This window comes from Inquilinus sp. Marseille-Q2685 (genome assembly GCF_916619195.1).
Lineage (GTDB): Bacteria > Pseudomonadota > Alphaproteobacteria > DSM-16000 > Inquilinaceae > Inquilinus.
Genome location: NZ_CAKAKL010000004.1, coordinates 327,038 through 348,451, shown reverse-complemented (window position 1 = coordinate 348,451; position 21,414 = coordinate 327,038). Strand labels below are relative to the sequence as shown.

The window sequence follows — 21,414 nt, the reverse complement described above, 5'->3', positions numbered from 1 at the left end:
GCAAACGGGGTTGCCGGGACTGGTTCCGCCATGGCCGAGAGAAAACGTCCGCTCGTCATCGTCACGCGCAAGCTGCCGGATGTCATCGAGACCCGGATGATGGAGCTGTTCGAGACTCGGCTGAACCATGACGACGTGGCCATGGACCGCGACCAGCTGGCGGCCGCGATGGGCGAGGCCGACGTGCTGGTGCCGACGGTGACCGACCGGATCGACGCCGAGCTGCTGGCCAAGTCCGGGCCGCAGCTGAAGCTGGTCGCCAGCTTCGGCACCGGCGTGGACCACATCGACCTCGGCGCCGCCAAGGCGCGCGGGCTGACCGTGACCAACACCCCCGGCGTCCTGACCGAGGACACGGCCGACATGACCATGGCCCTGATCCTGGCCGTGGCCCGCCGGCTGGCGGAGGGCGAGCGGCTGGTCCGCGGCGGGCAATGGACCGGCTGGAGCCCGACCGGCATGCTCGGCGCCCGGCTGGGCGGCAAGCGGCTCGGCATCATCGGCATGGGCCGGATCGGCCAGGCGGTGGCGCGCCGCGCCCGCGCCTTCGGCCTGTCGGTGCACTACCACAACCGGAACCGCGTGCATCCGGAGGTGGAGGCCGAGCTGGACGCCACCTACTGGCCCAGCCTGGACCAGATGCTGTCGCGGATGGACATCGTCTCGGTCAACTGCCCGCGCACCCCGGCGACCTTCCACCTGCTGTCGGCCCGGCGGCTGAAGCTGCTGCGCCGCGACGCGCTGATCGTGAACACCTCGCGCGGCGAGGTGATCGACGAGACGGCGCTGGCCCAGATGCTGAAGCAGGGCGAGCTGGCAGGGGCCGGGCTCGACGTGTTCGAGCGCGAGCCGAACGTCAACCCGAAGCTGCTCAAGCTGCCCAACGTCGTGCTGCTGCCGCATATGGGCTCGGCGACCCTCGAGGGCCGGATCGACATGGGCCAGAAGGTGATCGTCAACATCCGCAGCTTCGTCGACGGCCATGTGCCGCCGGACCGGGTGCTGGAGACGGAGTTTTAGGAGAGAGAGCCGTTCCCTCCAACTGTCATTGCCGGGCTTGACCCGGCAATCCAGAGGGCGTCGAGACCTTCTGGATGCCCGGGTCAAGCCCGGGCATGACAGAAAGAGGGGAGTACCTCAGCCCTGCTTCACCGTCTGGTGCAGCGCGGCGATGGTCTGGGCGTCCAGGCGCAGCGCCAGGGCCAGCTGCTTCAGGAAGCGGCTTTCCTCCGGCGAATCCATGGTCACGGTCAGCAGCGCCGCGGTGTAGATCTGCGCCGCCTCCTGCGGGCCGCCGACCCCGGCCGCCAGCTGCTCCGGCGTCGCCGGGTTGCTCAGCTCCTGCTCGATGAACGCGCGCTCCTCCGCATCCTCCTCGCCGAGCTGGCCCTGGATCGCCGCCGCCTCGTTCTGGTCGATGGTGCCGTCGGCGGCCGCCGCGGCGATCATCGTGCGGATGATGCGGTGCGCCGTGTCCTGCCCGATCAGCGGTGCTGCCTGGGCCCCGCCGCCGCCGACCGAATCGGCCATATCGAGGAAGCCGCCGCCCGCGCCTCCGCTCGCGCCTGGAGCCGGGGTTGCCGCCGGGCCGGCCGGAGCCGCCTGCGGCGCATCGTCCTGGCCGCCGAGGCCGCCCAGCAGCCCGCCGCCTCCGCCACGGTTCTGCAGCGCCTGCATGGCGATCGTGGCGATGATCGCCATCAGCCCGCCGCCCAGGCCTCCACCGAGGCCACCGCTGCGGCTCTGGCCGCCGGAAAGGCCTCCGAGGATGCTGCCCAGGCCGCCCAGCCCGCCGCCTCCGGCACCGCCGGCGCCCAGGCCCTGCAGCAGCCCGCCGAGACCGCCCAGGCCGCCGCCCGATCCGCCGAGCCCGCCGGAGGGCGCGCCGCCCCCGCCCAGCACCTGGCTGAGGATGCCGCCGAGGTCGAGGCCGCCGGCCCCGCCGCCGCCGGAAGCGCGGCCCATGCCGCTCTGCGCCAACGCACCCAAGAGCTTGTCGAGATCCATCGTCCCTCTCCCTCGGTTCCCGGCGGCCGCCCCATCAGTTTCTGCGGCCGTCGTGTCGTAATGCCGGCCGCGGGATGCGGCTAGGAGCAAGTCTGCCGGAAGGGGAGGTGTTCGGCGAGGTCTTCGATGCCGGCCTCGACCGCGCGGGTCTCGCGGGCCAGGAAATCGGCCACGGCGCGGCGGAAGCCGGGATCGCGGATCCAGTGGGCGCTGTAGGTCCGCACCGGGCGGTAGCCGCGCATCACCTTGTGCTCGCCCTGCGCCCCGGCCTCGACCCGCTTCAGCCCGCGGGCGATGGCGAAGTCGATCGCCTGGTAGTAGCAGGCCTCGAAATGCAGGAAGGGATAGTCGCGGCCGTCGCAGCCCCAGTTGCGGCCGTAGATCGTGTCGCTGCCGATCAGGTTCAGGGCGCCGGCGATCCAGCGGCCGTCCTTCTCCGCCATCACCAGGGCGATGCGGTCGGCCATGGTCTCGCCGATCCGGGCGAAGAACTCCCGGGTCAGGTACGGGTCGCCCCATTTGCGGTCGCTGGTGTTGCGGTAGAAGCGGAAGAACGCGTCCCAGTGCTGCGGCTTCAGGTCACTGCCGGTCAGCACGGTCAGGCGGATGCCGCCTTCGACTGCGCGCTGCCGCTCCTTGCGGATGTCCTTGCGCCGGCGGCTGTTCAGCGTCGCCAGGAAGTCGTCGAAGCTGGCGTAGCCTTCATTATCCCAATGGTACTGCTCGCCGACCCGCTGCAGCCAGCCGGCTGCGCCGAGGCGCGACCAGTCGGCCTCGGTCGGGAAGGTGACGTGGACGGAGGAGACCTTGTGCGCCAGCGCCGCCTGCTCCAGCCCATGGATCAGCAGGTCGGCGGTTTGCGCCGGCGCGCCGGGACGGACCAGGAGGCGCGGGCCGGTGACCGGGGTGAAGGGCACGGCCGATTGCAGCTTCGGATAATAATGCCCGCCCGCCTGCTCATAGGCGCGGGCCCAGCTGTGGTCGAAGACGTATTCGCCGTAGGAATGGCCCTTGAGGTACAGCGGCACGGCGCCGAGCAGCCGGCCGTCCGACTCCTCCAGCACCAGATGCTGCGGCAGCCAGCCGGCCTCGGCGGTGGCCGACCCGCTCTGCTCCAGCGCCGCCAGGAAGGCGTGGGACAGGAACGGGTTGTCCGGCCCGGCGCAGGCGTCCCAGGCGGCGGGGTCGATGGCGGTGATGTCGGCGACGAGCTTGAGGCTTGCCTCGGGAGTGCCGTCGGGCATGGGGCCGGTCTCTCGCATGTGCGAAAGCTCTAATCTGGGCTTGGAACTGGGCAGGGGCAAGCGTCGCGGCTTGCGCCGGCTCTCAGTCCGGCACCACCCCGGGCGGCAGCGCGGCGGCATGGGCGGCGATGGCGCCGGCGGTGGTGATCCAGACCGAATCGCGCCGGGCGGCGATATGGGCCAAAGCGCGGCGCAGCTGGCGCAGCCGGTAGGGCTGGCCGACGATGTAAGGGTGCAGCGCCACACCCATCACCAGGGCCTGGCCATGTGCCTGCTGCTCCAGCATCTCGTCGAACTGGCCGATCACCATGTCGGCGAAGGCGTCGGCGTTCATCTTCCGCGCCACGATCGCCGGGATGTCGTTCAGCTCCTGCGGGTACGGCACCGACAGGATGCGGCCGCCGCGGGTGCGCATCCACACCGGCTGGTCGTCATGGCACCAGTCCAGCAGGTAGTCGTAGCCCGCCTCCTGCAGCAGGTCGGGGGTGCGGTGGCTCTGCGAGATCCAGGGGCCGAGCCAGCCCTTCGGCGGCGCCCCGGCGTGGCGGGCGATGGTCTCCGTGGCGCGGCGGATCAGCGCCGCCTCCTCGGCCTCCGGCAGCACGCCCTGGCGTTCGGAGTTGCTGTGGCCATGGCCGACGATCTCGTCGCCGCGGGCCTGGAAGGCGGCCGGCAGCTCCGGGCAATGGTCGTAGATCGAGGCGTTGACGATGGCGGAGCAGGGCAGGGCTAGGCTGTCGAACAGCTCCAGCAGGCGCCAGGCGCCGACCCGGTTGCCGTAGTCGCGCCAGGCGTAATTCAGCACGTCCGGCTGCGGCCCGCCCGGCGCCAGCTCCGCCCCCAGCCCCTCGCCGAAGGCGAAGTGCTCGAGATTGAGGCCGAGATAGACGGCGAGGCGCGTCCCGTCCGGCCAGACCGTGCCCGGCCGGCGGGTGATCGCGCTGTAGCCGTAGCGGTCATGCCCCGCCAGCGGCGTCCCCGTCATCGGGGCGGGATCAGGCGAGGCCGGGGCGGGTGGCGAAGGGGGCCTCGGTCTTGGCCCTGATCTCCTCGACCGTGACGCCGTCGGCGACCTCGATCAGGGTCAGGCCCTGCGGCCCGATCTCGAACACGCCGAGCTCGGTGATCACCAGGTCGACCACGCCCTTGCCGGTCAGCGGCAGGTCGCAGGCGTCCAGCAGCTTCGGCGTGCCGTCCTTGGCGTTGTGCTCCATGATCACGACGACGCGCTTGACACCGGCGACCAGGTCCATCGCCCCGCCCATCCCCTTCACCATCTTGCCGGGGATCATCCAGTTGGCGAGGTCGCCGTCCTTCGACACCTGCATGGCGCCGAGGATCGACAGGTCGATGTGGCCGCCGCGGATCATGGCGAACGAGTCGGCCGAGCTGAAATAGCTCGACTGCGGCAGCTCGGTGATCGTCTGCTTGCCGGCGTTGATCAGGTCGGGGTCCTCCTCGCCCTCATAGGGGAAGGGGCCCATGCCCAGCATGCCGTTCTCGCTCTGCAGCGCCACGGTGATGCCGTCGGGGATGTAGTTCGCCACCAGCGTCGGGATGCCGATGCCGAGATTGACGTAGAAGCCGTCCTGCAGCTCCTTCGCGGCGCGGGCGGCCATCTGCTCACGGGTCCAGGCCATGGTGCTCTCCCTCTCCTCAGGCGGCCCGCGGCCGGGTGGTGCGCTGCTCGATGCGCTTCTCGTAGTCCTTGCCCTGAAGGATGCGCTTCACATAGATGCCCGGGGTGTGGATCTGGTTCGGGTCCAGCCCGCCGACATCGACCAGCTCCTCGACCTCGGCCACCGTCACTTTGGCCGCGGTGGCCATCATCGGATTGAAGTTCCGCGCCGTCTTCCGGTAGATCAGGTTGCCTTCGGTGTCGCCCTTCCAGGCCTTGACGATGGCCAGGTCGGCGAACAGCCCGCGCTCCATGACGTATTCGGCGCCGTCGAACTCGCGCACCTCCTTGCCCTCGGCGACGATGGTGCCGACGCCGGTCTTGGTGAAGAAGGCCGGGATGCCGGCGCCGCCGGCGCGGATGCGCTCGGCCAGCGTGCCCTGCGGATTGAACTCCAGCTCCAGCTGGCCGGACAGGTACTGCTGGGCGAACAGCTTGTTCTCGCCGACATAGGACGAGATCATCTTCTTGATCTGGCCGCGCTCGAGCAGCTTGCCGAGGCCGACGCCGTCGATGCCGCAATTGTTCGAGATCACGGTCAGGCCGGTGACGCCGCTGAGCGCGATGGCGTCGATCAGCTTCTCCGGGATGCCGCACAGGCCGAAGCCGCCGGCCATCACCATCATCCCGTCGCGGAGCACGCCGGCCAGCGCCGCCGTCGCATCCGGATAGACCTTCTTCATCCCGTCACTCCCCGTCAGGCATCACTGGGCGCGAAGGGACTAAAGCGGGGCGGCGGGCGGGTGTCAATCGAGGCCGCGCCGCACCCCGGCCGGTTTGCGGCAGGGCCCGCGGCCGCCCCGCGACTGCGACGAAGGTCGTATCTGTGACACCGATCCTGCCGGATGATTCTTGCGATCATCTGTGACAAGCTGTGACTTTGTTGCGCATCGAAGGACGCCGGCCGAAGCGTCCCGCGCGCCCAGCAGGGGGAGGCTTCCATGACCATCCATGACCGGGATTCCACGCCGCCCGTCGCGGCATCGAAAGGGTCGCGCCGCCGGTTCCTGGGCGGCGCGGCCGTGGCCGCCGCGGCGACCGTCGCCGCGCCGGCCATCGTCAGGGCCCAGGGGCCGGTGCATATGCGCTGGCAGAGCACCTGGCCGTCGAAGGACATCTTCCACGAATTCGCCCAGGACTTCGCCAAGAAGGTCAACGACATGACCGGCGGCGATCTGGCCATCGAGGTGCTGCCGGCCGGCGCCGTGGTGCCCGCCTTCGGCCTGCTCGACGCGGTGTCGCAGGGCACGCTCGACGGCGGCCACGGCGTGATGGTCTACCATTACGGCAAGCAGACGGCGCTGGCGCTCTGGGGATCCGGCCCCGGCTTCGCGATGGACGCCAACACGCTGCTGGCCTGGCACAAATACGGCGGCGGCAAGGAGCTGCTGGAGAAGCTCTACGCCTCGATCGGCGCCAATGTCGTCTCCTTCCCTTACGGGCCGATGCCGACCCAGCCGCTGGGCTGGTTCAAGAAGCCGGTCGCCAAGGTCGAGGACCTGCAGGGCCTGAAGTTCCGCACCGTCGGCATCTCGATCGACGTCTTCACCGCCCTCGGCGCCGCGGTCAATGCATTGCCGGGCGGCGAGATCGTCTCGGCGCTGGACCGCGGGCTGCTCGACGCCGCCGAGTTCAACAACGCCTCCTCCGACCGCGTGCTCGGCTTCCCGGACGTGTCGAAGATCTGCATGCTGCAGAGCTACCACCAGAATGCCGAGCAGTTCGAGGTCCTGTTCAACAAGGCCAAGTACGACGCGCTGCCCGACAAGATCAAAGCCATCATCGCCAACGCGACCGAGGCGGCATCGCAGGACATGCAGTGGAAGGCGATCGACCGCTATTCGAAGGATTACGGCGAGCTGCAGAGCAAGGACGGCGTCAAGTTCTACAAGACGCCGGAGGCGATCCTGAAGCGGCAGCTCGAGGTCTATGACGAGGTGGTGAAGAAGAAGGCCGGGGAGAACCCGCTGTTCAAGGAGATCCTGCAATCGCAGATCGCCTTCGCCCAGCGGGCGACGCGGTGGGAGCAGGACACCGTCGTGAACCGGCGCCTGGCCTTCGACCATTATTTCGGAGCCAACGCGGCCGCCAGCAAGCTCTGATCCCGCAGCGGAGCCGGCGCCGTCGGGCTGGTCCGGCGGCGCCGTGGCCCCGTCCGAACCCTCCGGCAGCGGGCTGCAGCGCATGAGACTCCAGCGATTCCTGCATCTGGTCGACGGCGTCAGCACCTGGGTTGGCAAGGCCGCGGCGTGGCTGATCATCGGGCTGATGGCCCTGATCTGCGTCGAGGTGGTGAAGCGATACCTGCTGAACATGCCGACGGCCTGGATCTTCGACGCCAGCAACATGTTCTACGGCACCCTGTTCATGCTGGCCGGCGCCTACACCCTGGCCCAGAACGGCCATGTCCGCGGCGACTTCCTGTACGGGTCGATGCGGCCGCGGACCCAGGCGGCGTTCGACCTGGTGCTCTACATCCTGTTCTTCCTGCCCGGCATCGCCGCCCTGGTCTATGCCGGATACAGCTATGCGGAGCTGTCCTGGCGGATCGACGAGCATTCGACCGTCACCGCGGAAGGGCCGCCGATCTACCACTTCAAGGCGGTGATCCCGATCGCCGGGGCGCTGGTGCTGCTGCAGGGCCTGGCCGAGATCCTGCGCTGCATCGCCTGCCTGCGGACCGGGGAATGGCCGAGCCGGCTCAGGGACGTCACCGAGATCGACGTGGTCGAGGAGCAGCTGGCCCACAGCGAGCATGTGGACGAGGCGGCCCGGCGGGACGCGATCGCGCGGGCGCAGAAGATCGACGAGGCGGCGCGCCAGCGCGGGGCGGGGGGAGATCTGCAGACATGAGCGACGGGGCGCTCGGACTCACGATGCTGGGGCTCATCGTGGTCGTGATCATGATGGGCTTTCCGACGGCCTTCACGCTGATGGGCCTCGGCATGTTCTTCGGCTTCTACGCCTTCTACGATCCGGCCGAGCCGTGGTGGGACAACCGGGTGTTCGACCTGATGGTCCAGCGCACCTACGGGGCGATGACCAACGACGTGCTGGTCTCGATCCCGCTGTTCGTGCTGATGGGCTATGTGATGGAGCGCGGGGCGCTGGTGGACAAGATGTTCTACAGCATCCAGCTCTCGGCCCGCCGGGTGCCGGCCTCGCTGGCCGTCGCCACCCTGATCGTCTGCACCTTCTGGGGCATCGCCAGCGGGCTGGTCGGCGCCGTGGTGGTGCTGATGGGGGTGATCGCGCTGAACCCGATGCTGCGCGCCGGCTACGACGTCCGGCTCGCCTCCGGCGTGATCACCGCCGGCGGCACGCTGGGCATCCTGATCCCGCCCTCGGTGATGATCATCGTCTATGCCGCGGTGGCGGGGCAGTCGGTGGTCAAGCTCTACGCCGCGGCGATGTTCCCGGGATTCTTCCTGGCCCTCCTGTACCTCCTCTACATCGTCGGCTGGGCGCTGCTGCAGCCGAAGGTCGCGCCGCGGCTGCCGGAGGAGCAGACGAAGGTGCCGGTGCCGGGCTGGATGCGGGCGTTCCAGGACGCCTATTCGCGCAACATGCTGGTCGGGCTGGCCAAGGCGCTGGTCTCGCCGTCCCGGGCGGCGGCGCTCGACACCGGCGCCGGCCGACTCACCTATGCCAGGCTGGCCGGCAACTTCGGCACCGCGCTGGTGCCGCTGGCGCTGACGGCGCTGACCCTCGCGGCGGTCTGGTGGTACGTGGTGATCTACCCGCAAGGATCGGCCGAGGCGGAGGCGGTGCCGGAGGGGCTGGAGCAGCTGGGCGCGCCGGTCGCCACCGAGGCGCCGGCGACCGGCGCGGCGGCGGGCGTGGGCACCGGCTTCCATGTCGCCTTCGCCCTGGTCGCCGCGGCCGCGGCGGTGGTGCTGTTCCGCTACTACCGGCGCATGACCGCCGAGCGCTTCGAGATGCTGAAGCTGCTGGCCTCGTCGGTCATGCCGCTCGCCATCCTCACCGTGGTGGTGCTGGCGGTGATCCTGTTCGGCATCACCACCGCCACCGAATCCGCCGCGGTCGGCGCCGCCGGCGCCTTCCTGCTGGCGTTCCAGGCCCGCACCCTGAACTGGAAGCGGACCAAGGAGGCGGTGTTCCTGACCGCCAAGACCACCGCCATGGTGTGCTGGCTGTTCGTCGGCTCGGCCCTGTTCTCCGCCGTCTTCGCGCTCCTGGGCGGCCAGGCGCTGATCGAGCGCTGGGTGCTGTCGCTCGACCTGTCGCCGGTCCAGTTCATGATCCTGTCGCAGGCGATCATCTTCCTGCTCGGCTGGCCGCTGGAATGGACCGAGATCATCATCATCTTCGTGCCGATCTTCCTGCCGCTGCTGAAGCATTTCAGCATCGACCCGGTGCTGTGGGGCGTGCTGGTCTTCGTCAACCTGCAGGCGGCGTTCCTGTCGCCGCCGGTGGCGATGTCGGCCTTCTATCTGAAGGGCGTGGCGCCGCCGCACGTCACCATCAACCAGATCTTCGCCGGCATGATGCCGTACATGCTGGTGGTGATCCTGTGCATGGTGCTGATGTACATCTGGCCCGGCATCACGCTGTGGCTGCCGGAGTACCTGTACGGGAATTGAGGGGCTCAGAGAGACCGTTCGGAAATGCGCTGGCGCGAGTCGGCTGGCGGTGGTTTCGAGAACCGGAGCGCAGCGCACATAGGTGCGTGAGCACCGGAAGCGGAGAAACCGCCGTCAGACGGCCGCGCCAGTAGCATTTCCGAACGGTCTCTCAGATCTCCAGATGCGAGCCCAGCTCCACCGCCCGGTTGGCCGGGATGCGGAAGAACTCCGTGGCGCTCAGCGCGTTGTTCGACATCAGGATGAACAGCCACTCCTGCCAGGGCGGCAGCTCCGGCCGCGGCGACGGCACGAAATACTCCCGGCTCATGAAGAACGACGTGTCGGCCATGTTGAAGCCGAGGCCCTTGGCGGCGCAGGCGGCCAGCGCCCGCGGGACGTCCGGCTGCTGCTGGAAGCCGTAGCGCACGATCACCGTGTAGAAGCCGTCGCCGAGATCCTTGATCTCGATGCGCTGGTCGTCGTCGACCCGCGGCTCGTCCGTGGTCTCGACCTTCAGCAGCACCACGCGCTCGTGGATGATCTTGTTGTGCTTCAGGTTGTGCAGCAGGGCGAAGGGCACGACGCCGACATTGCCGGTCATGAAGATGCCGGTGCCGGGCACGCGGTGCGCCCGCTTGTACATCTTGCCGTCGACGAAGGTGGCCAGCGGGATGGCGTCGCGATAGCGCCGCCGGTACAGGATCTCGCGGCCCTTGCGCCAGACCCACATCAGCGTCGTCAGCGCCACCGCCAGGACCAGCGGGAACCAGCCGCCATGCAGGATCTTGATGGTGTTGGCGCCGAAGAAGGCGAGGTCGATGGCCAGGAACAGCGCGAACAGCGGCAGCGCGGTCCAGCGGCTCCAGCCCCAGCGGTGGCGGGCGACCAGATAGGCCAGCACGCTGGTCACCGCCATGGTGCCGGTGACGGCGATGCCGTAGGCCCCGGCCAGGGCGCTGGAGGAGCCGAAGCCGACCACCAGGATGACGACCGCGGCGTAGAGCGACCAGTTGATCCGCGAGATGTAGATCTGGCCCTTCTCCTCGGCCGAGGTGTGGCGGATCTCGAGCCGCGGCATGTAGCCGAGCTGGGCCGCCTGCTGGCTGACCGAGAAGGCGCCGGAGATCACGGCCTGGGAGGCGATCACCGTCGCCATGGTGGCCAGGATCACCATCGGGTAGAGGCCCCAGGAGGGGGTCAGCAGGTAGAAGGGCGATTCGATCGCCGCCGGGTTCTCGATCAGGAGCGCGCCCTGGCCGAAATAGTTCAGCAGCAGGGCCGGCCAGACGAAGCTGACCCAGGCGATGCGGATCGGGCCGCGGCCGAAATGGCCCATATCGGCGTAGAGCGCCTCGCCGCCGGTGACGGCCAGCACGACCGAGCCGAGCACGACGATGGCCGCCCAGGGGCTGGTGAAGAACAGCTCGACCGCGTGGTTCGGCCAGATCGCCGCCAGCACGTCCGGCCGGTTCACGATCTGGGCGGCACCCAGCAGGCCGATGACCAGGAACCACAGGCACATGATCGGGCCGAAGGCCGAGCCGACCTTGGCCGTGCCATGCGCCTGGACCATGAAGATCAGGGTCAGGATGACGAGGGTCAGCGGCAGGATGTAGGGGTCGAAGACCGGGGTCGCGATCCCCAGCCCCTCCACCGCGCTGAGCACCGAGATCGCCGGGGTGATCACGCCGTCGCCGTAGAACAGCGCCGCGCCGATGATGCCCAGCAGGACGATGAAGTGGCCCCATCTCTTCCCGCGGCGGGCCCGGAAGGCCAGCGCGGTCAAGGCCAGAACGCCGCCCTCGCCGCGGTTGTCGGCGCGCATCACGAAGGAGACGTACTTGACCGTGATGATCAGCGTCGTCGCCCAGAAGATCAGCGACAGCACCCCCAGCACCGCCCCCTCGGAGACGCCGGGCGCCCCGGGATGGGTGAAGCATTCCCGGATGGTGTAGAGCGGGCTGGTGCCGATGTCGCCATACACGACGCCAATGACGCCGAGCAGCTTGGGGGCGAGCGATTGGCCGTCGCGCGAGTCGGTAGCGAGGGTCGTCATCGCGCCTTCCTAGTCGGATGGCGCATCGTCGACAACCCGGCCGTTGCTGGCATGCATGCCTATGCCCCCTCGCTGCCCTGAGCGCCGAGGGTGCGGGGATCGACGCGCCGAGGCAAGCCCCGGCTGCGTCCGGCCTCTCAGATGCAGCGGCCGCCGTCGATTTCCAGCGCCACGCCGGTGACCATCGAGGCCTCGTCGGAGGACAGGTAGAGGGCGGCGTTGGCGATGTCCTCGGGCGTGCTCATGCGGCCGAGCGGGATGGTCGCCAGGAACTGGGCCCGCCGCTCCGGCGTGTCGTCGCCGAGGAAGGTCGAGGTCAGGCCGGTCTGGCCCAGCACCGGGCACAGGCAGTTGACCCGGATCTTCGGCGCCAGCTCGACCGCCATCGACTTGGTGGCGGTGACCACCGCGCCCTTGGAGGCATTGTACCAGGTCAGGCCGGGCCGCGGCCGGATGCCCGCGGTCGAGGCGATGTTGAGGATCGAGCCGCCCTTGGCCGAGAGATGCGGCGCGGCGTGCCGCACCGACAGGAAGATCGCCTTCACATTGACCGCGAAGATGCGGTCGAACTCGTCCTCGGTGACCTCGGCCATCGGCTTGTTGCGATGGGTGTAGCCGGCGTTGTTGACGACGATGTCGAGCCCGCCGAAGGCCTCGACCGCGGTGGCGATGGCGACCGCGGTATCGGCATCGCGCGACACGTCGGTGCGGACGAAGCGGGCGGCGCCCGGCCGCTCCTGGTTCAGCGCCGCGGCCACAGCCTCGCCGGCCTCGGCCGACAGATCGGCGACCAGCACGCTGGCGCCTTCCCGCACGAAGCGCTCGGCGATGCCCTTACCGAACCCCGACGCCGCGCCGGTGACGATGGCCACCTTGCCTTCGAGCCGCATGCCCTGTCCCTCTGTCCTGGTCGTGTGGTGGTCGCGCCGCGGGAGGGGCGCCGATCGATGCCTGGCGCCCGGCCCGCCATCTCTTCCGGTGAAGTGCCGGACCGTCGAATGGCCGGACTATAGGGGCAGGGCGGCCGGGGCAGCAGGCGAATGTCCGCCGAGGAGGTATGAGCCGGGCGCGGATCTTCGCCGCCGAGTGCCAGTCCCCTTCCTGTCATTGCCGGGCTTGACCCGGCAATCCAGGCCACCAAGAGCTGCTCTGGCTGCCCCTGGATCCTCGGGTCAAGCCCGAGGATGACAGAATAGTGCTCGGCTGAAGCTATCCGTGCTTGATCGCGATGGTCTTGGTCACGCTGAAATGATCCAGCCCCTCCATCGCTTTCTCGCGGCCGAAGCCGGAGCGCTTCATGCCGCCGAAGGGCAGCTCGACGCCGCCGCCGGCGCCGTAGTTGTTGACGAAGACCTGCCCGGCCCGGACCCGGCGGGCGCAGCGCAGCTGCCGGGCGCCGTCGCGGGTCCAGACCCCGGCGACCAGGCCGAACTCGGTGCCGTTGGCCAGGCGGATCGCCTCCTCCTCGTCGCGGAAGCGCAGCACCGCCAGCACCGGACCGAACACCTCCTCCTGCGCCAGCGGGTGGCCGGGCGGCACGTCGCCGATCAGCGTCGGCACCTGGTAGAAGCCGCCGGCCGGGGCGTTCGGGGACAGGCGCCCCTCGGCCAGCACCGGCAGCCCGTCGGCCCGGGCGCGGTCGAGATGGCCGCGCACCCGCTCCTGCTGCCGGGCGCTGATCAGCGGGCCGCAATCCGGGTCGCGGTCCCAGGGGCCGGTCTCCAGCGCCCTGAAGCGCTCGCCCAGGGCCGAGAGGAACTCGTCGGCGATGCCGTCCTGCAGCAGCAGGCGGCTGCCGGCGGAGCAGGTCTGGCCGGCATTCTGCACGATCGCGGCGGTGACGAAGGGCAGGGCGGCCTCGGCATCGGCGTCGTCGAACACCAGCTGCGGCGACTTGCCGCCCAGTTCCATCGTCACCGGCCGGTTGAACTGCGCCGCCGCGGCCTGGATCGCGGCGCCGGTGGCGGGCGACCCGGTGAAGCTGATGTGGTCGATGCCGGGATGCGACGCCAGCGCCGCGCCGGCCTCGGCGCCCAGGCCGGTGACGACGTTCAGCGCGCCCGGCGGCAGCCCGGCCTCCAGCGCCAGTTGGGCGATGCGCAGCGGCGTCAGGCAGGCGTCCTCCGCCGGCTTCAGCACGCAGGCGTTGCCGGCGGCCAGGGCGCCGCCGATGGTGCGGCCGAAGATCTGCGCCGGATAGTTCCACGGGATGACGTGCCCGGTGACGCCGTAGGGCTCCTTCACCGTCAGCACGGTGTAGCCGTCGAGATAGGGGATGCTGGTGCCGTGGTGCTTGTCGCAGGCGCCGCCGTAGAACTCGAAATAGCGGGCGCAGGCGGTGATGTCGGCCTTGGCCTGCTTGACCGGCTTGCCGGCATCGGCCGCCTCGAGCCGCCACAGGGTCTCGAAATCCGCCTCGATGGCCCGGCCGATCCGGGTCAGGATGCGGCCGCGCTCGACCGCCGGCATCCGGCCCCAGGGCCCCTCGTCGAAGGCGCGGCGCGCGGCCCGCACAGCGGCGTCGATCTCGGCCGCGCCCCCTCGCGCCAGGCTGTCGAACCCGGCCCCGGTGGACGGGTCGATCACCGGAATGGTGCGGCCATCCTCCGCGCCGTTCCAAATTCCATCGATCAGAATCGTTTTCGGACCTATCATGATACTCTTTCTGTCTCCGGACCGTTCGTCGTGATGGGGCAGGCTCGGCACGTCGTTGCGTTTAAGACGAATTCTTGTTGCGAGCTATTGTTGAAGATGGATGCGCTCATGGGCCACGATATCGCCATGGCTCCCCTCGCCGAAACGCCGATAGCCGATCCCGCGGCCGTGCTCCTGGTCGAGGATATGCCGGCGCTGGCCCGGCTCTACATCGAGACCCTGTCCAAGGCCGGCGTCACCGTTGATCATGCCGAGACCGGGGCCGACGCGCTCGCGGCGCTGGCGCAGGGGCGCTATGCGACCGTGCTGCTGGACCTCAACCTGCCGGACATGAACGGCATGGAGATCCTGCAGCACATCCGCGAGCAGCAGATCCCGGTGGCGCCGATCGTGATCACCGCCCATGGCTCGGTCAACACCGCGGTCGAGGCGATGCGGCTCGGCGCCTTCGACTTCCTGGTCAAGCCCTTCCCGGGCGACCGGCTGACCGTGACCGTCCGCAACACGCTGGAGCGGATGCGGCTGCAGCGCGAGGTCGAGGCCTGGCGCGAGGATCTCGGCCGCGACCGCTACTACGGCTTCATCGGCCGATCGCTGGCGATGCAGGCGGTGTACCGGATCATCGATTCGGCGGCGGCGTCGAAGGCCACCGTCTTCATCACCGGCGAGAGCGGCACCGGCAAGGAGCTGTGCGCCGAGGCGGTGCACCGCCGCAGCCCGCGGCGCGACGAGCCCTTCATCGCGCTGAACTGCGGCGCCATCCCGCGCGACCTGATGGAATCGGAGATCTTCGGCCATGTGAAGGGCGCCTTCACCAGCGCGGTCGCCGACCGCGACGGCGCCGCCGTCCGCGCCCATGGCGGCACGCTGTTCCTGGACGAGATCTGCGAGCTGGCGCCGGAGCTGCAGACCAAGCTGCTGCGCTTCCTGCAGACCGGGGTGGTGCTGCCGGTCGGCGGCAGCCGTGAACGCAAGGTCGATCTGCGCATCGTCTGCGCCACCAACCGCGACCCGGCCGAGGAGGTGCGCCAGGGCCGGTTCCGCGAGGACCTGTACTACCGGCTGCTGGTGATCCCGGTGACGCTGCCGCCGCTGCGCGAGCGTGAGGACGACGTGCTGCTGATCGCGCGCCAGTTCCTGCGCGACTACGCGGCGGAGGAGGGCAAGAGCTTCAGCGATTTCGACCTGGAGGTGGCGGAGGACCTGCAGCGCTATGCCTGGCCCGGCAATGTCCGGCAGTTGCAGAACGTGATCCGCAACATCGTCGTGCTGCATGACGGGCCGCTGGTGACGCGGGCGATGCTGCCGCCGCCGGTGCGCACGCTGATCCCGGCGGCCGAGCCCAGCCGCCCGGCGGCCGAGCCGCCGCCCGGCGCTGCGAACGGCAGGGAGGCGCCGATCCGGCCGCTGTGGATGATCGAGAAGGAGGCGATCGAGGGCGCGATCGCGGCCTGCGACGGCCATGTGCCGCGCGCCGCGGCGCTGCTCGGGATCAGCGCCTCGACGATCTACCGCAAGCGGCTGAACTGGGAGGCCGAGGGCCGCGGCTAGCCCCGGGGCTCCGGATAGACCAGGCGGAAGCGTTCGCAGAACACCGGCATGTCGACCGCCGGCTCGCGGCCGATCTCGGCGCAGCGGCGGCCGAAATAGCGCCAATGCGCGTCACGCCAGAAGTCCAGTGAGCGGTCGCCCTCGCCCTCGTCGTAAGCGAAGGCGGCGTCGACCTGGTCGAAGGGCAGCACGCGCACCTCCACCGTCTGCAGCACGCAATGCGGCATGCCGGCGAAATCGGTGATCAGGCTGTAGCCGCCCGGCTTCGGCGTGCCGGCCTCGTCGGCGCCCCAGACCAGCCCGGCGGTCGCGGTCTTGGTGCCGGCCAGCACCAGGTCCAGCAGCTCCCGCGCCAGTTCCTCGCTGTCGCCGAAATGCCAGAGGTCGTAGCGGTCGGGCAGGCCGAGATCCGGCCGCGTGCGGCGAAGATCCTGCCACCAGGCCTCGGCGATGTCGCTCACGGTCGGCTCCCCTCGTGCGGGCCGGCCGTCAGGCGCGGCGCGGCACCGGCCGGCAGAACAACTCGGTCGTATACAGCAGCAGCGCCGCGGCGGGGAAGGCGAGGCCGACCCAGCTGACCAGCGACCAGCCGCCGGCGCTGAACGTGCCGCTGGCGATGGCGGAGCCGACGGCGCCGCCGGCGAAGGCGCTGGCGACATAGAGGCCGTTCATCCGGCCGCGCGCCTCCGGCGCCAGGGCATAGATGGCGCGCTGGCCCAGCACCATGTTGGCCTGCACCCCGAAGTCCAGGAGGATGCCGGCGGCGGCCAGCAGCACCACCGATCCGGCGGCGCCGCCGGCCCAGGCCATGGCGAAGGCGGCGGCGACCGAGGCCAGGGCGCCGAAGGTGGCCGGCCGGGTCCAGCCGCGGTCGGCGATGCGTCCGGCCAGGGGCGCAGCCAGGGCGCCGGCGGCGCCGACCAGGGCGAAGACGGCGATGCCGGCCTGGCTGTAGCCGAAGCGCGGGCTGGCCAGCTCCAGCGGCACCGCGGTCCAGAACAGGCTGAACCCGGCGAACAGCGCGGCCTGGTAGGCGGCACGGCGCTGCAGGATCGGCGTGCGGCGGAACAGGGTGGCGAGCGAGCGCAGCACCTGGCCGTAGCTGGGGCCCGGGGCCGGCCGGTACTGCGGCAGGCGCCAGGCCAGCACCGCCAGCAGGCCGGCCATCAGGAGGGTGGAGAGGAAAAAGATGGCGCGCCAGCCGAACAGCTCGGCCACCACGCTGGCGAAGGGCCGGGCCAGCAGGATGCCCAGCAGCAGGCCGCTCATGATGTTGCCGACCACCCGGCCGCGGATCGCGTCGGGCGCCATATGCGCCGCCATCGGGATCAGGATCTGCGCCGCCACCGAGCTGAGGCCGATCAGCAGCGCCGCGAACAGGAAGACGCCGGCGGTCGGCGCCAGGGCGGCGACCAGCAGCGCGACCACCGTGCCCGACAGGGTCAGCACGACGAGGCGCCGGTTCTCGACCATGTCGGCCAGCGGCACCAGCAGGATCAGCCCGACGCCGTAGCCGATCTGGGTCAGGGTGACGACCAGGCTGGCGGCCACGGCGCCGAGCCCGACCGAGGGCGCGATCAGCGCGATCAGCGGTTGGGCGTAGTACAGGTTGGCGACGATGGCGCCGCAGGCGACGGCCATCAGGAACATCATCGCCGGCGTGATCGCCGGGACGGCAGGATGCGCGCGCTCGCCCATGGCGACGCCTCTTCGGCAGCGGAATCGGTCAGAAGAGGATCGAATATAGGGCGCCGCTGCAGCGCACAAAAGTCCGACATGGCAGCGTTGAGGCTTCGGCGCGGCTGCCGCGGCCGGCGCTACCCCAGCCGCGCCCGCAGCCGGCGCAGCAGCTTGGGGACGTCGGGCGGCTGGACGATGGCGCCGCGGATCAGGCTGTCGAAATGCTCCGACAGGGCGCGGATGTGCTCGGTCGAGTTGAACAGGAAGTACATGCCGCCGAGATAGAGCACCGCCCGCAGCGGCCCGAACACCGTCACCGGCACCGAATAATGCTGGCGGCCGTCGTAGAAGAACCAGCGGAAGGTCGGGTACAGCTCCTCCACCAGCGCGATCATGTGGTCCAGCTGACGGGCCCGGACCGAGCTGTCGAGGTCGTGCCAGATGCCCTCGCCGCGGGCGAAGCCCTCGATCGCCTGGATCGAGTTGCAGACCTCCATGTCGGTCTCCGGCCGGCGCTGATAGGCCAGGCGGGCGGCCGCGGTCTCGATCCGCTGCTCCGGCCCCGCCCCGGCGAAATGCTCCAGCTCGTGCCGGATCACGTCGCGGTTCTTGAGGATGTCGGGCAGGGTGGTCGGGACGTGGCGGATCTTGTAGCCGATCGCCTCCCGGTGCCAGGCGATCAGCCGCTCGTCGTCGGTCCATTGCGCGTCGCGCTCGATCGCCATCCGCTCTGGCAGGATGTCGGCGGAGAGGGGCCCGCGCTGGCTCAGCCCCAGCAGCCAGTCGATGCTGACCTGGCGGGAGGCCGCGATCGCCGCCAGGGTCTCGGCCCGCGGCAGCCGGTCATTCGCCGGCGACAGGATCTGCGACAGGGTCGACCGGTCCATCCCGGCCGCGGCGGCGAAGGCGCTGCGGCTCTGGCCGGAGGCGGCGATGATCTCCTCCAGCCGGGCGCGGAAGGTCTCGATCATCTCGTGGCGGGACTGCGCCATTGCGGAGTTTCCGAAGCAAGTTGTGCGGATTCACAACGGTCTGGATGAAAGTACACCAATCGCATCGCTTTGTGCGCATTATCGCATTGTCCGACATGACCGATTCGCGACAGCCTGGATCCGGAGAGGACGGGTCTATGGCCGAGACGACGAAGCGAGCGAATTTCGAAGGACCGACCTGGGCGGTGGCCGCCGCGGTCTATGGCGGCTGGGCGGCGCTACTGTGGTTCCATGCGGCGATCCCGGCGCCGCTCTTCGTCGCGGCCGGCGCGGTGCTGCTGGCCTGGCACGGGTCGCTGCAGCACGAGACGATCCACGGCCATCCGACCCGGTCGCGCCGGATCAACACGGCGGTCGGCTGGCCGCCCCTGTCGCTGTGGCTGCCCTATGCCAGCTATCGCGACCTGCATCTGCGCCATCATCGCGACGCCCACCTGACCTCGCCGGTCGAGGACCCCGAGAGCTATTACATCACCGGCGACCGATGGTCGGCGCTGAGCCCGGCCGGGCGGGCGGTGCTGCGCTTCAACCGCACGCTGCTGGGCCGCTTCCTGATCGGACCGGCCCTGGCCTGGTACGGGCTGTGGGCGGAAGAGCTGCCGGCGCTGCGGCACGACCGCAGGGCGCGCATCGTCTGGGCGACGCATCTGGCCGGGGCCGCCGCCGTGCTGGCCGTGGTCACCGTCGGGTTCGGCGTCTCGCCGATCCTCTATGTCGTCACCTGCTACGCCGGCACCTCGCTGTCGCTGCTGCGGTCCTTCGCCGAGCATCGCGCCGGGCCGGAAGGGCTGCGCACCGCCGTGGTGGCGTCCGGGCCGTTCTTCTCGCTCCTGTTCCTGAACAACAACCTGCACGTGGCGCATCACGCTCGGCCGGGCCTCGCCTGGTACCGGCTGCCGCGCTTCGCCGCCGCCAATGATTCCGCCGCCGTCGCCGCGCGCGGCGCCGGGCTCTATCACGGCTATGGCGAGATCGTGCGGCGCTTCCTGCTGCGGCCGGTCGACGCGCCGGTGCATCCCGATTTCGACACCGAACGGCGCGTCAAGTGACGGCCGCCGCGGTGCCGGGCACCGCCAGCCTTCCGATGTACGACCTGCCCGAAGTGCGGTGGGCCACCGATGCGCTGTGGTCCGCGGTCGCCGCGCGCCTGTCGGCCGCGGGCGTCGCGGCGGCGCCGGTCCTCGACCACAGCTCCAGCCTGCCCGATCTCTGGACCGACCCGGCGCTGCTGCTCAGCCAGACCTGCGGCAACCCCTATGTCCGGACCTACCGAGACCGGCTGCGGCTGGTGGCGACGCCCCGCTACGCCGCCGCGGGCTGCGACGGCCCGCGTTATTGCAGCCTGCTGGTGGTGCGCGCGGATGGGCCGGGGGAAAGCCTGGCCGATTTCCGCGATGCCGTCTGCGCCGTCAACGAGTGGGGCAGCCTGTCCGGCTGGGTGGCCCTGGCTGCGGCGCTGCCGGAGCCGCGATTCTTCCGCGCCGCGCTGATCACCGGCGCCCATGCCGACAGCATGGCCGCGGTGGCGGCGGGAGAGGCCGATATCGCCGCGATCGACTGCGTCACCTACGCGCTGCTGCAGCGGCACCGCCCCGCCGCGACGGCCGGGCTGCGGGTGATCGGCCGGACCGCGCCGGCGCCGGGCCTGCCTTTCGTGACCCGCCGGGATGCGGCGGAGGCAACGGTCGAGGCGCTGCGGTCGGCCCTGAGCGGCGCCCTGGCCGACCCGGCCCTGGCCGAGGCCCGCGCGGCGCTGCTGATCGAGGGCGTCGAGGTCCTCGGCGAGGCCGATTACGACGCGATCCCGGCCCAGCCCGCTAGCACTCCTCCTCCTGTCTCCGCTCCGTCTCGCCGCTCCGCCACAGCTCCAGCGCCCTGACGGTCTCGCCCACCCGGGCCCTGGCGACCTTGGCCAACTCCTGGGGGCGGCCGGGCCGGTTCCCGCCCTTGTCGCCGAGCGACTCGGCCAGGTCGATCAAGGCCCGGGCGCCGCAGATCGCGGCGCAGGAGCGCAGGGCGTAGGCCTCCAGCGCCAGGGCCTCGCGGTCGCCGGCGCCGGCTGCGGCGGCGATCGCATCGGCGCGTTCGCGCAGCTCCTCGATCAGGTCGTCGACCATCGCCCGGCGGGCGGCGTCGTCGAACCCGGACAGGTTGCGCTCCAGTGCTGCCGGGTCGAACAGGTATCGCGGACCGCTCATCCGTGCCTCCACCACCCCTCTCTCATATCGCGTCGCACGACCCCAAGTTCCAGGCGAGGGCGCGAAGCGACGCGGCAGCGACTTGCATTCCGGAACGGGCGGTCCATATCTCGGCCATGGTTTCCCATCCCGGCCGTCCCCGCGAATTCGACAAGGACACCGCGCTCGACGCGGCGATGGCCCTGTTCTGGCACAAGGGCTACGAGGCGACGTCGCTGGACGACCTGACGCGGGCGATGGATCTCAGCCGCAGCAGCTTCTACGGCTGCTTCGGCTCCAAGCGCGACACGCTGGTGGCGGCGATCCGGCGCTACGGCGACCAGCGCTTCGCCGAGTTGGAGAGGCGGGTCGCGGCCGAGCCGGACCCCGGCCGCGCCCTGCGCCTCGCGGTCGCCGCCATCGCCAATGGCGGCGGCACCCGCGACGGATGCTTCCTGATCAATTGCACGGTCGAGCTGGCGCCGCATGACCCCGAGGTCGAGACGCTGGGCCGCCGCCATCTGGAGCGGCTGGAGACGCTGCTGGCCGGGCTGCTGGCCCGCCGTTCCGGCACTGAAGCGGCGAAAGAGGCGGCCCGGGCGCGCGGCCTTCTGGCCATCGCGGTCGGCGCCTCAGTGATGCACAAGGCGGGCACAGCGCCCGCCGCGATCGACGACCTCCTGGCCGCCGCGGAGCCGCTGATGCGCTGAGGCCGGCCGAACCTGTTGCCGTGTTCCTAAGCTCAATTTTGGACCGAATGGTCCTGAAGCGAGCATCCAACCGGAGAG

Annotated in this window: 20 protein-coding genes; 8 read left to right on the top strand and 12 right to left on the bottom strand. The window is 70.3% G+C overall.

All coding sequences use genetic code 11. From position 1 onward, the window contains the following. The first annotated feature begins 30 nt into the window (after window positions 1-30). The gene (locus LG391_RS21690) at window positions 31-1,020 is read left to right on the top strand and encodes a D-glycerate dehydrogenase (RefSeq protein ID WP_225770122.1); all 990 of its coding nucleotides are present in this window, start codon (window positions 31-33) and stop codon (window positions 1,018-1,020) included. Window positions 1,021-1,137: 117 nt separating this feature from the next. On the opposite strand, the gene LG391_RS21685 is transcribed toward LG391_RS21690, so the two are convergent. The 5 genes from LG391_RS21685 to LG391_RS21665 form a co-directional block, all read right to left on the bottom strand. Beyond that, window positions 1,138-2,007: a DUF533 domain-containing protein gene (locus LG391_RS21685; RefSeq protein WP_304608541.1), complete on the bottom strand. Its 870-nt coding sequence runs from the start codon at window positions 2,005-2,007 to the stop codon at window positions 1,138-1,140. Between the two features lie 80 nt (window positions 2,008-2,087). Then, a complete protein-coding gene (locus LG391_RS21680) occupies window positions 2,088-3,251 on the bottom strand; it encodes a GNAT family N-acetyltransferase (protein WP_225770121.1) in 1,164 nt (387 codons plus the stop codon). Window positions 3,252-3,333: 82 nt separating this feature from the next. Then, on the bottom strand, window positions 3,334-4,236 hold the full coding sequence (locus LG391_RS21675) for a polysaccharide deacetylase family protein (protein ID WP_225770120.1): 903 nt from the start codon (window positions 4,234-4,236) through the stop codon (window positions 3,334-3,336). Between the two features lie 10 nt (window positions 4,237-4,246). Next, a complete protein-coding gene (locus LG391_RS21670; protein ID WP_225770119.1) occupies window positions 4,247-4,891 on the bottom strand; it encodes a CoA transferase subunit B in 645 nt (214 codons plus the stop codon). 16 nt (window positions 4,892-4,907) lie between these two features. Continuing rightward, window positions 4,908-5,612, bottom strand: coding sequence for a CoA transferase subunit A (locus LG391_RS21665; protein ID WP_225770118.1), 705 nt, complete (start codon window positions 5,610-5,612; stop codon window positions 4,908-4,910). A gap of 258 nt (window positions 5,613-5,870) precedes the next feature. On the opposite strand from LG391_RS21665, the gene LG391_RS21660 reads away from it, so the two are divergent. The 3 genes from LG391_RS21660 (at window position 5,871) to LG391_RS21650 (ending at window position 9,533) form a co-directional block, all read left to right on the top strand. Further along, window positions 5,871-7,031 carry a TRAP transporter substrate-binding protein gene (locus LG391_RS21660; protein WP_225770117.1) on the top strand — a complete coding sequence of 387 codons (1,161 nt, stop codon included), beginning with the start codon at window positions 5,871-5,873 and terminating at the stop codon, window positions 7,029-7,031. 82 nt (window positions 7,032-7,113) lie between these two features. Further along, window positions 7,114-7,782 carry a TRAP transporter small permease subunit gene (locus LG391_RS21655; protein ID WP_225770116.1) on the top strand — a complete coding sequence of 223 codons (669 nt, stop codon included), beginning with the start codon at window positions 7,114-7,116 and terminating at the stop codon, window positions 7,780-7,782. Then, the gene (locus LG391_RS21650) at window positions 7,779-9,533 is read left to right on the top strand and encodes a TRAP transporter large permease subunit (protein WP_225770115.1); all 1,755 of its coding nucleotides are present in this window, start codon (window positions 7,779-7,781) and stop codon (window positions 9,531-9,533) included. The genes LG391_RS21655 and LG391_RS21650 overlap by 4 nt, the downstream gene beginning before the upstream one ends. A 151-nt stretch (window positions 9,534-9,684) precedes the next feature. Here the strand turns inward: LG391_RS21650 and LG391_RS21645 are convergent, their stop codons facing one another. The 3 genes from LG391_RS21645 to LG391_RS21635 form a co-directional block, all read right to left on the bottom strand. Beyond that, on the bottom strand, window positions 9,685-11,571 hold the full coding sequence (locus tag LG391_RS21645) for a potassium transporter Kup (RefSeq protein WP_225770114.1): 1,887 nt from the start codon (window positions 11,569-11,571) through the stop codon (window positions 9,685-9,687). 137 nt (window positions 11,572-11,708) lie between these two features. After that, window positions 11,709-12,461: a glucose 1-dehydrogenase gene (locus tag LG391_RS21640; RefSeq protein WP_225770113.1), complete on the bottom strand. Its 753-nt coding sequence runs from the start codon at window positions 12,459-12,461 to the stop codon at window positions 11,709-11,711. Window positions 12,462-12,780: 319 nt separating this feature from the next. Next, window positions 12,781-14,226 carry an aldehyde dehydrogenase family protein gene (locus LG391_RS21635; RefSeq protein WP_225770112.1) on the bottom strand — a complete coding sequence of 482 codons (1,446 nt, stop codon included), beginning with the start codon at window positions 14,224-14,226 and terminating at the stop codon, window positions 12,781-12,783. A gap of 126 nt (window positions 14,227-14,352) precedes the next feature. Here LG391_RS21635 and LG391_RS21630 point away from each other — a divergent pair, with 126 nt between their 5' ends. Beyond that, a complete protein-coding gene (locus tag LG391_RS21630; protein WP_225770111.1) occupies window positions 14,353-15,777 on the top strand; it encodes a sigma-54 dependent transcriptional regulator in 1,425 nt (474 codons plus the stop codon). On the opposite strand, the gene LG391_RS21625 is transcribed toward LG391_RS21630, so the two are convergent. From LG391_RS21625 to LG391_RS21615, 3 genes are all read right to left on the bottom strand, one after another. Beyond that, on the bottom strand, window positions 15,774-16,238 hold the full coding sequence (locus LG391_RS21625) for an ASCH domain-containing protein (RefSeq protein WP_225770110.1): 465 nt from the start codon (window positions 16,236-16,238) through the stop codon (window positions 15,774-15,776). The two genes, LG391_RS21630 and LG391_RS21625, sit on opposite strands and share 4 nt — an antisense overlap. A gap of 28 nt (window positions 16,239-16,266) precedes the next feature. Further along, complete coding sequence (locus LG391_RS21620) at window positions 16,267-17,475, bottom strand: MFS transporter (RefSeq protein WP_225770109.1); 1,209 nt, start codon at window positions 17,473-17,475, stop codon at window positions 16,267-16,269. A gap of 119 nt (window positions 17,476-17,594) precedes the next feature. Beyond that, window positions 17,595-18,449 carry a helix-turn-helix domain-containing protein gene (locus LG391_RS21615; protein ID WP_225770108.1) on the bottom strand — a complete coding sequence of 285 codons (855 nt, stop codon included), beginning with the start codon at window positions 18,447-18,449 and terminating at the stop codon, window positions 17,595-17,597. Between the two features lie 137 nt (window positions 18,450-18,586). Here LG391_RS21615 and LG391_RS21610 point away from each other — a divergent pair, with 137 nt between their 5' ends. Then, window positions 18,587-19,498 (top strand): fatty acid desaturase, encoded by a 912-nt coding sequence (locus LG391_RS21610; RefSeq protein WP_225770107.1) that lies wholly within the window; start codon window positions 18,587-18,589, stop codon window positions 19,496-19,498. Further along, window positions 19,495-20,328 carry a phosphate/phosphite/phosphonate ABC transporter substrate-binding protein gene (locus LG391_RS21605; protein ID WP_225770106.1) on the top strand — a complete coding sequence of 278 codons (834 nt, stop codon included), beginning with the start codon at window positions 19,495-19,497 and terminating at the stop codon, window positions 20,326-20,328. The genes LG391_RS21610 and LG391_RS21605 overlap by 4 nt, the downstream gene beginning before the upstream one ends. Here the strand turns inward: LG391_RS21605 and LG391_RS21600 are convergent. After that, a complete protein-coding gene (locus LG391_RS21600) occupies window positions 20,267-20,647 on the bottom strand; it encodes an Hpt domain-containing protein (protein ID WP_225770105.1) in 381 nt (126 codons plus the stop codon). The genes LG391_RS21605 and LG391_RS21600 overlap by 62 nt on opposite strands. Before the next feature lie 116 nt (window positions 20,648-20,763). Between LG391_RS21600 and LG391_RS21595 the strand changes: the two genes are divergently transcribed. Next, window positions 20,764-21,336: a TetR/AcrR family transcriptional regulator gene (locus tag LG391_RS21595; RefSeq protein WP_225770104.1), complete on the top strand. Its 573-nt coding sequence runs from the start codon at window positions 20,764-20,766 to the stop codon at window positions 21,334-21,336. The last annotated feature ends 78 nt before the right edge of the window (window positions 21,337-21,414 follow it).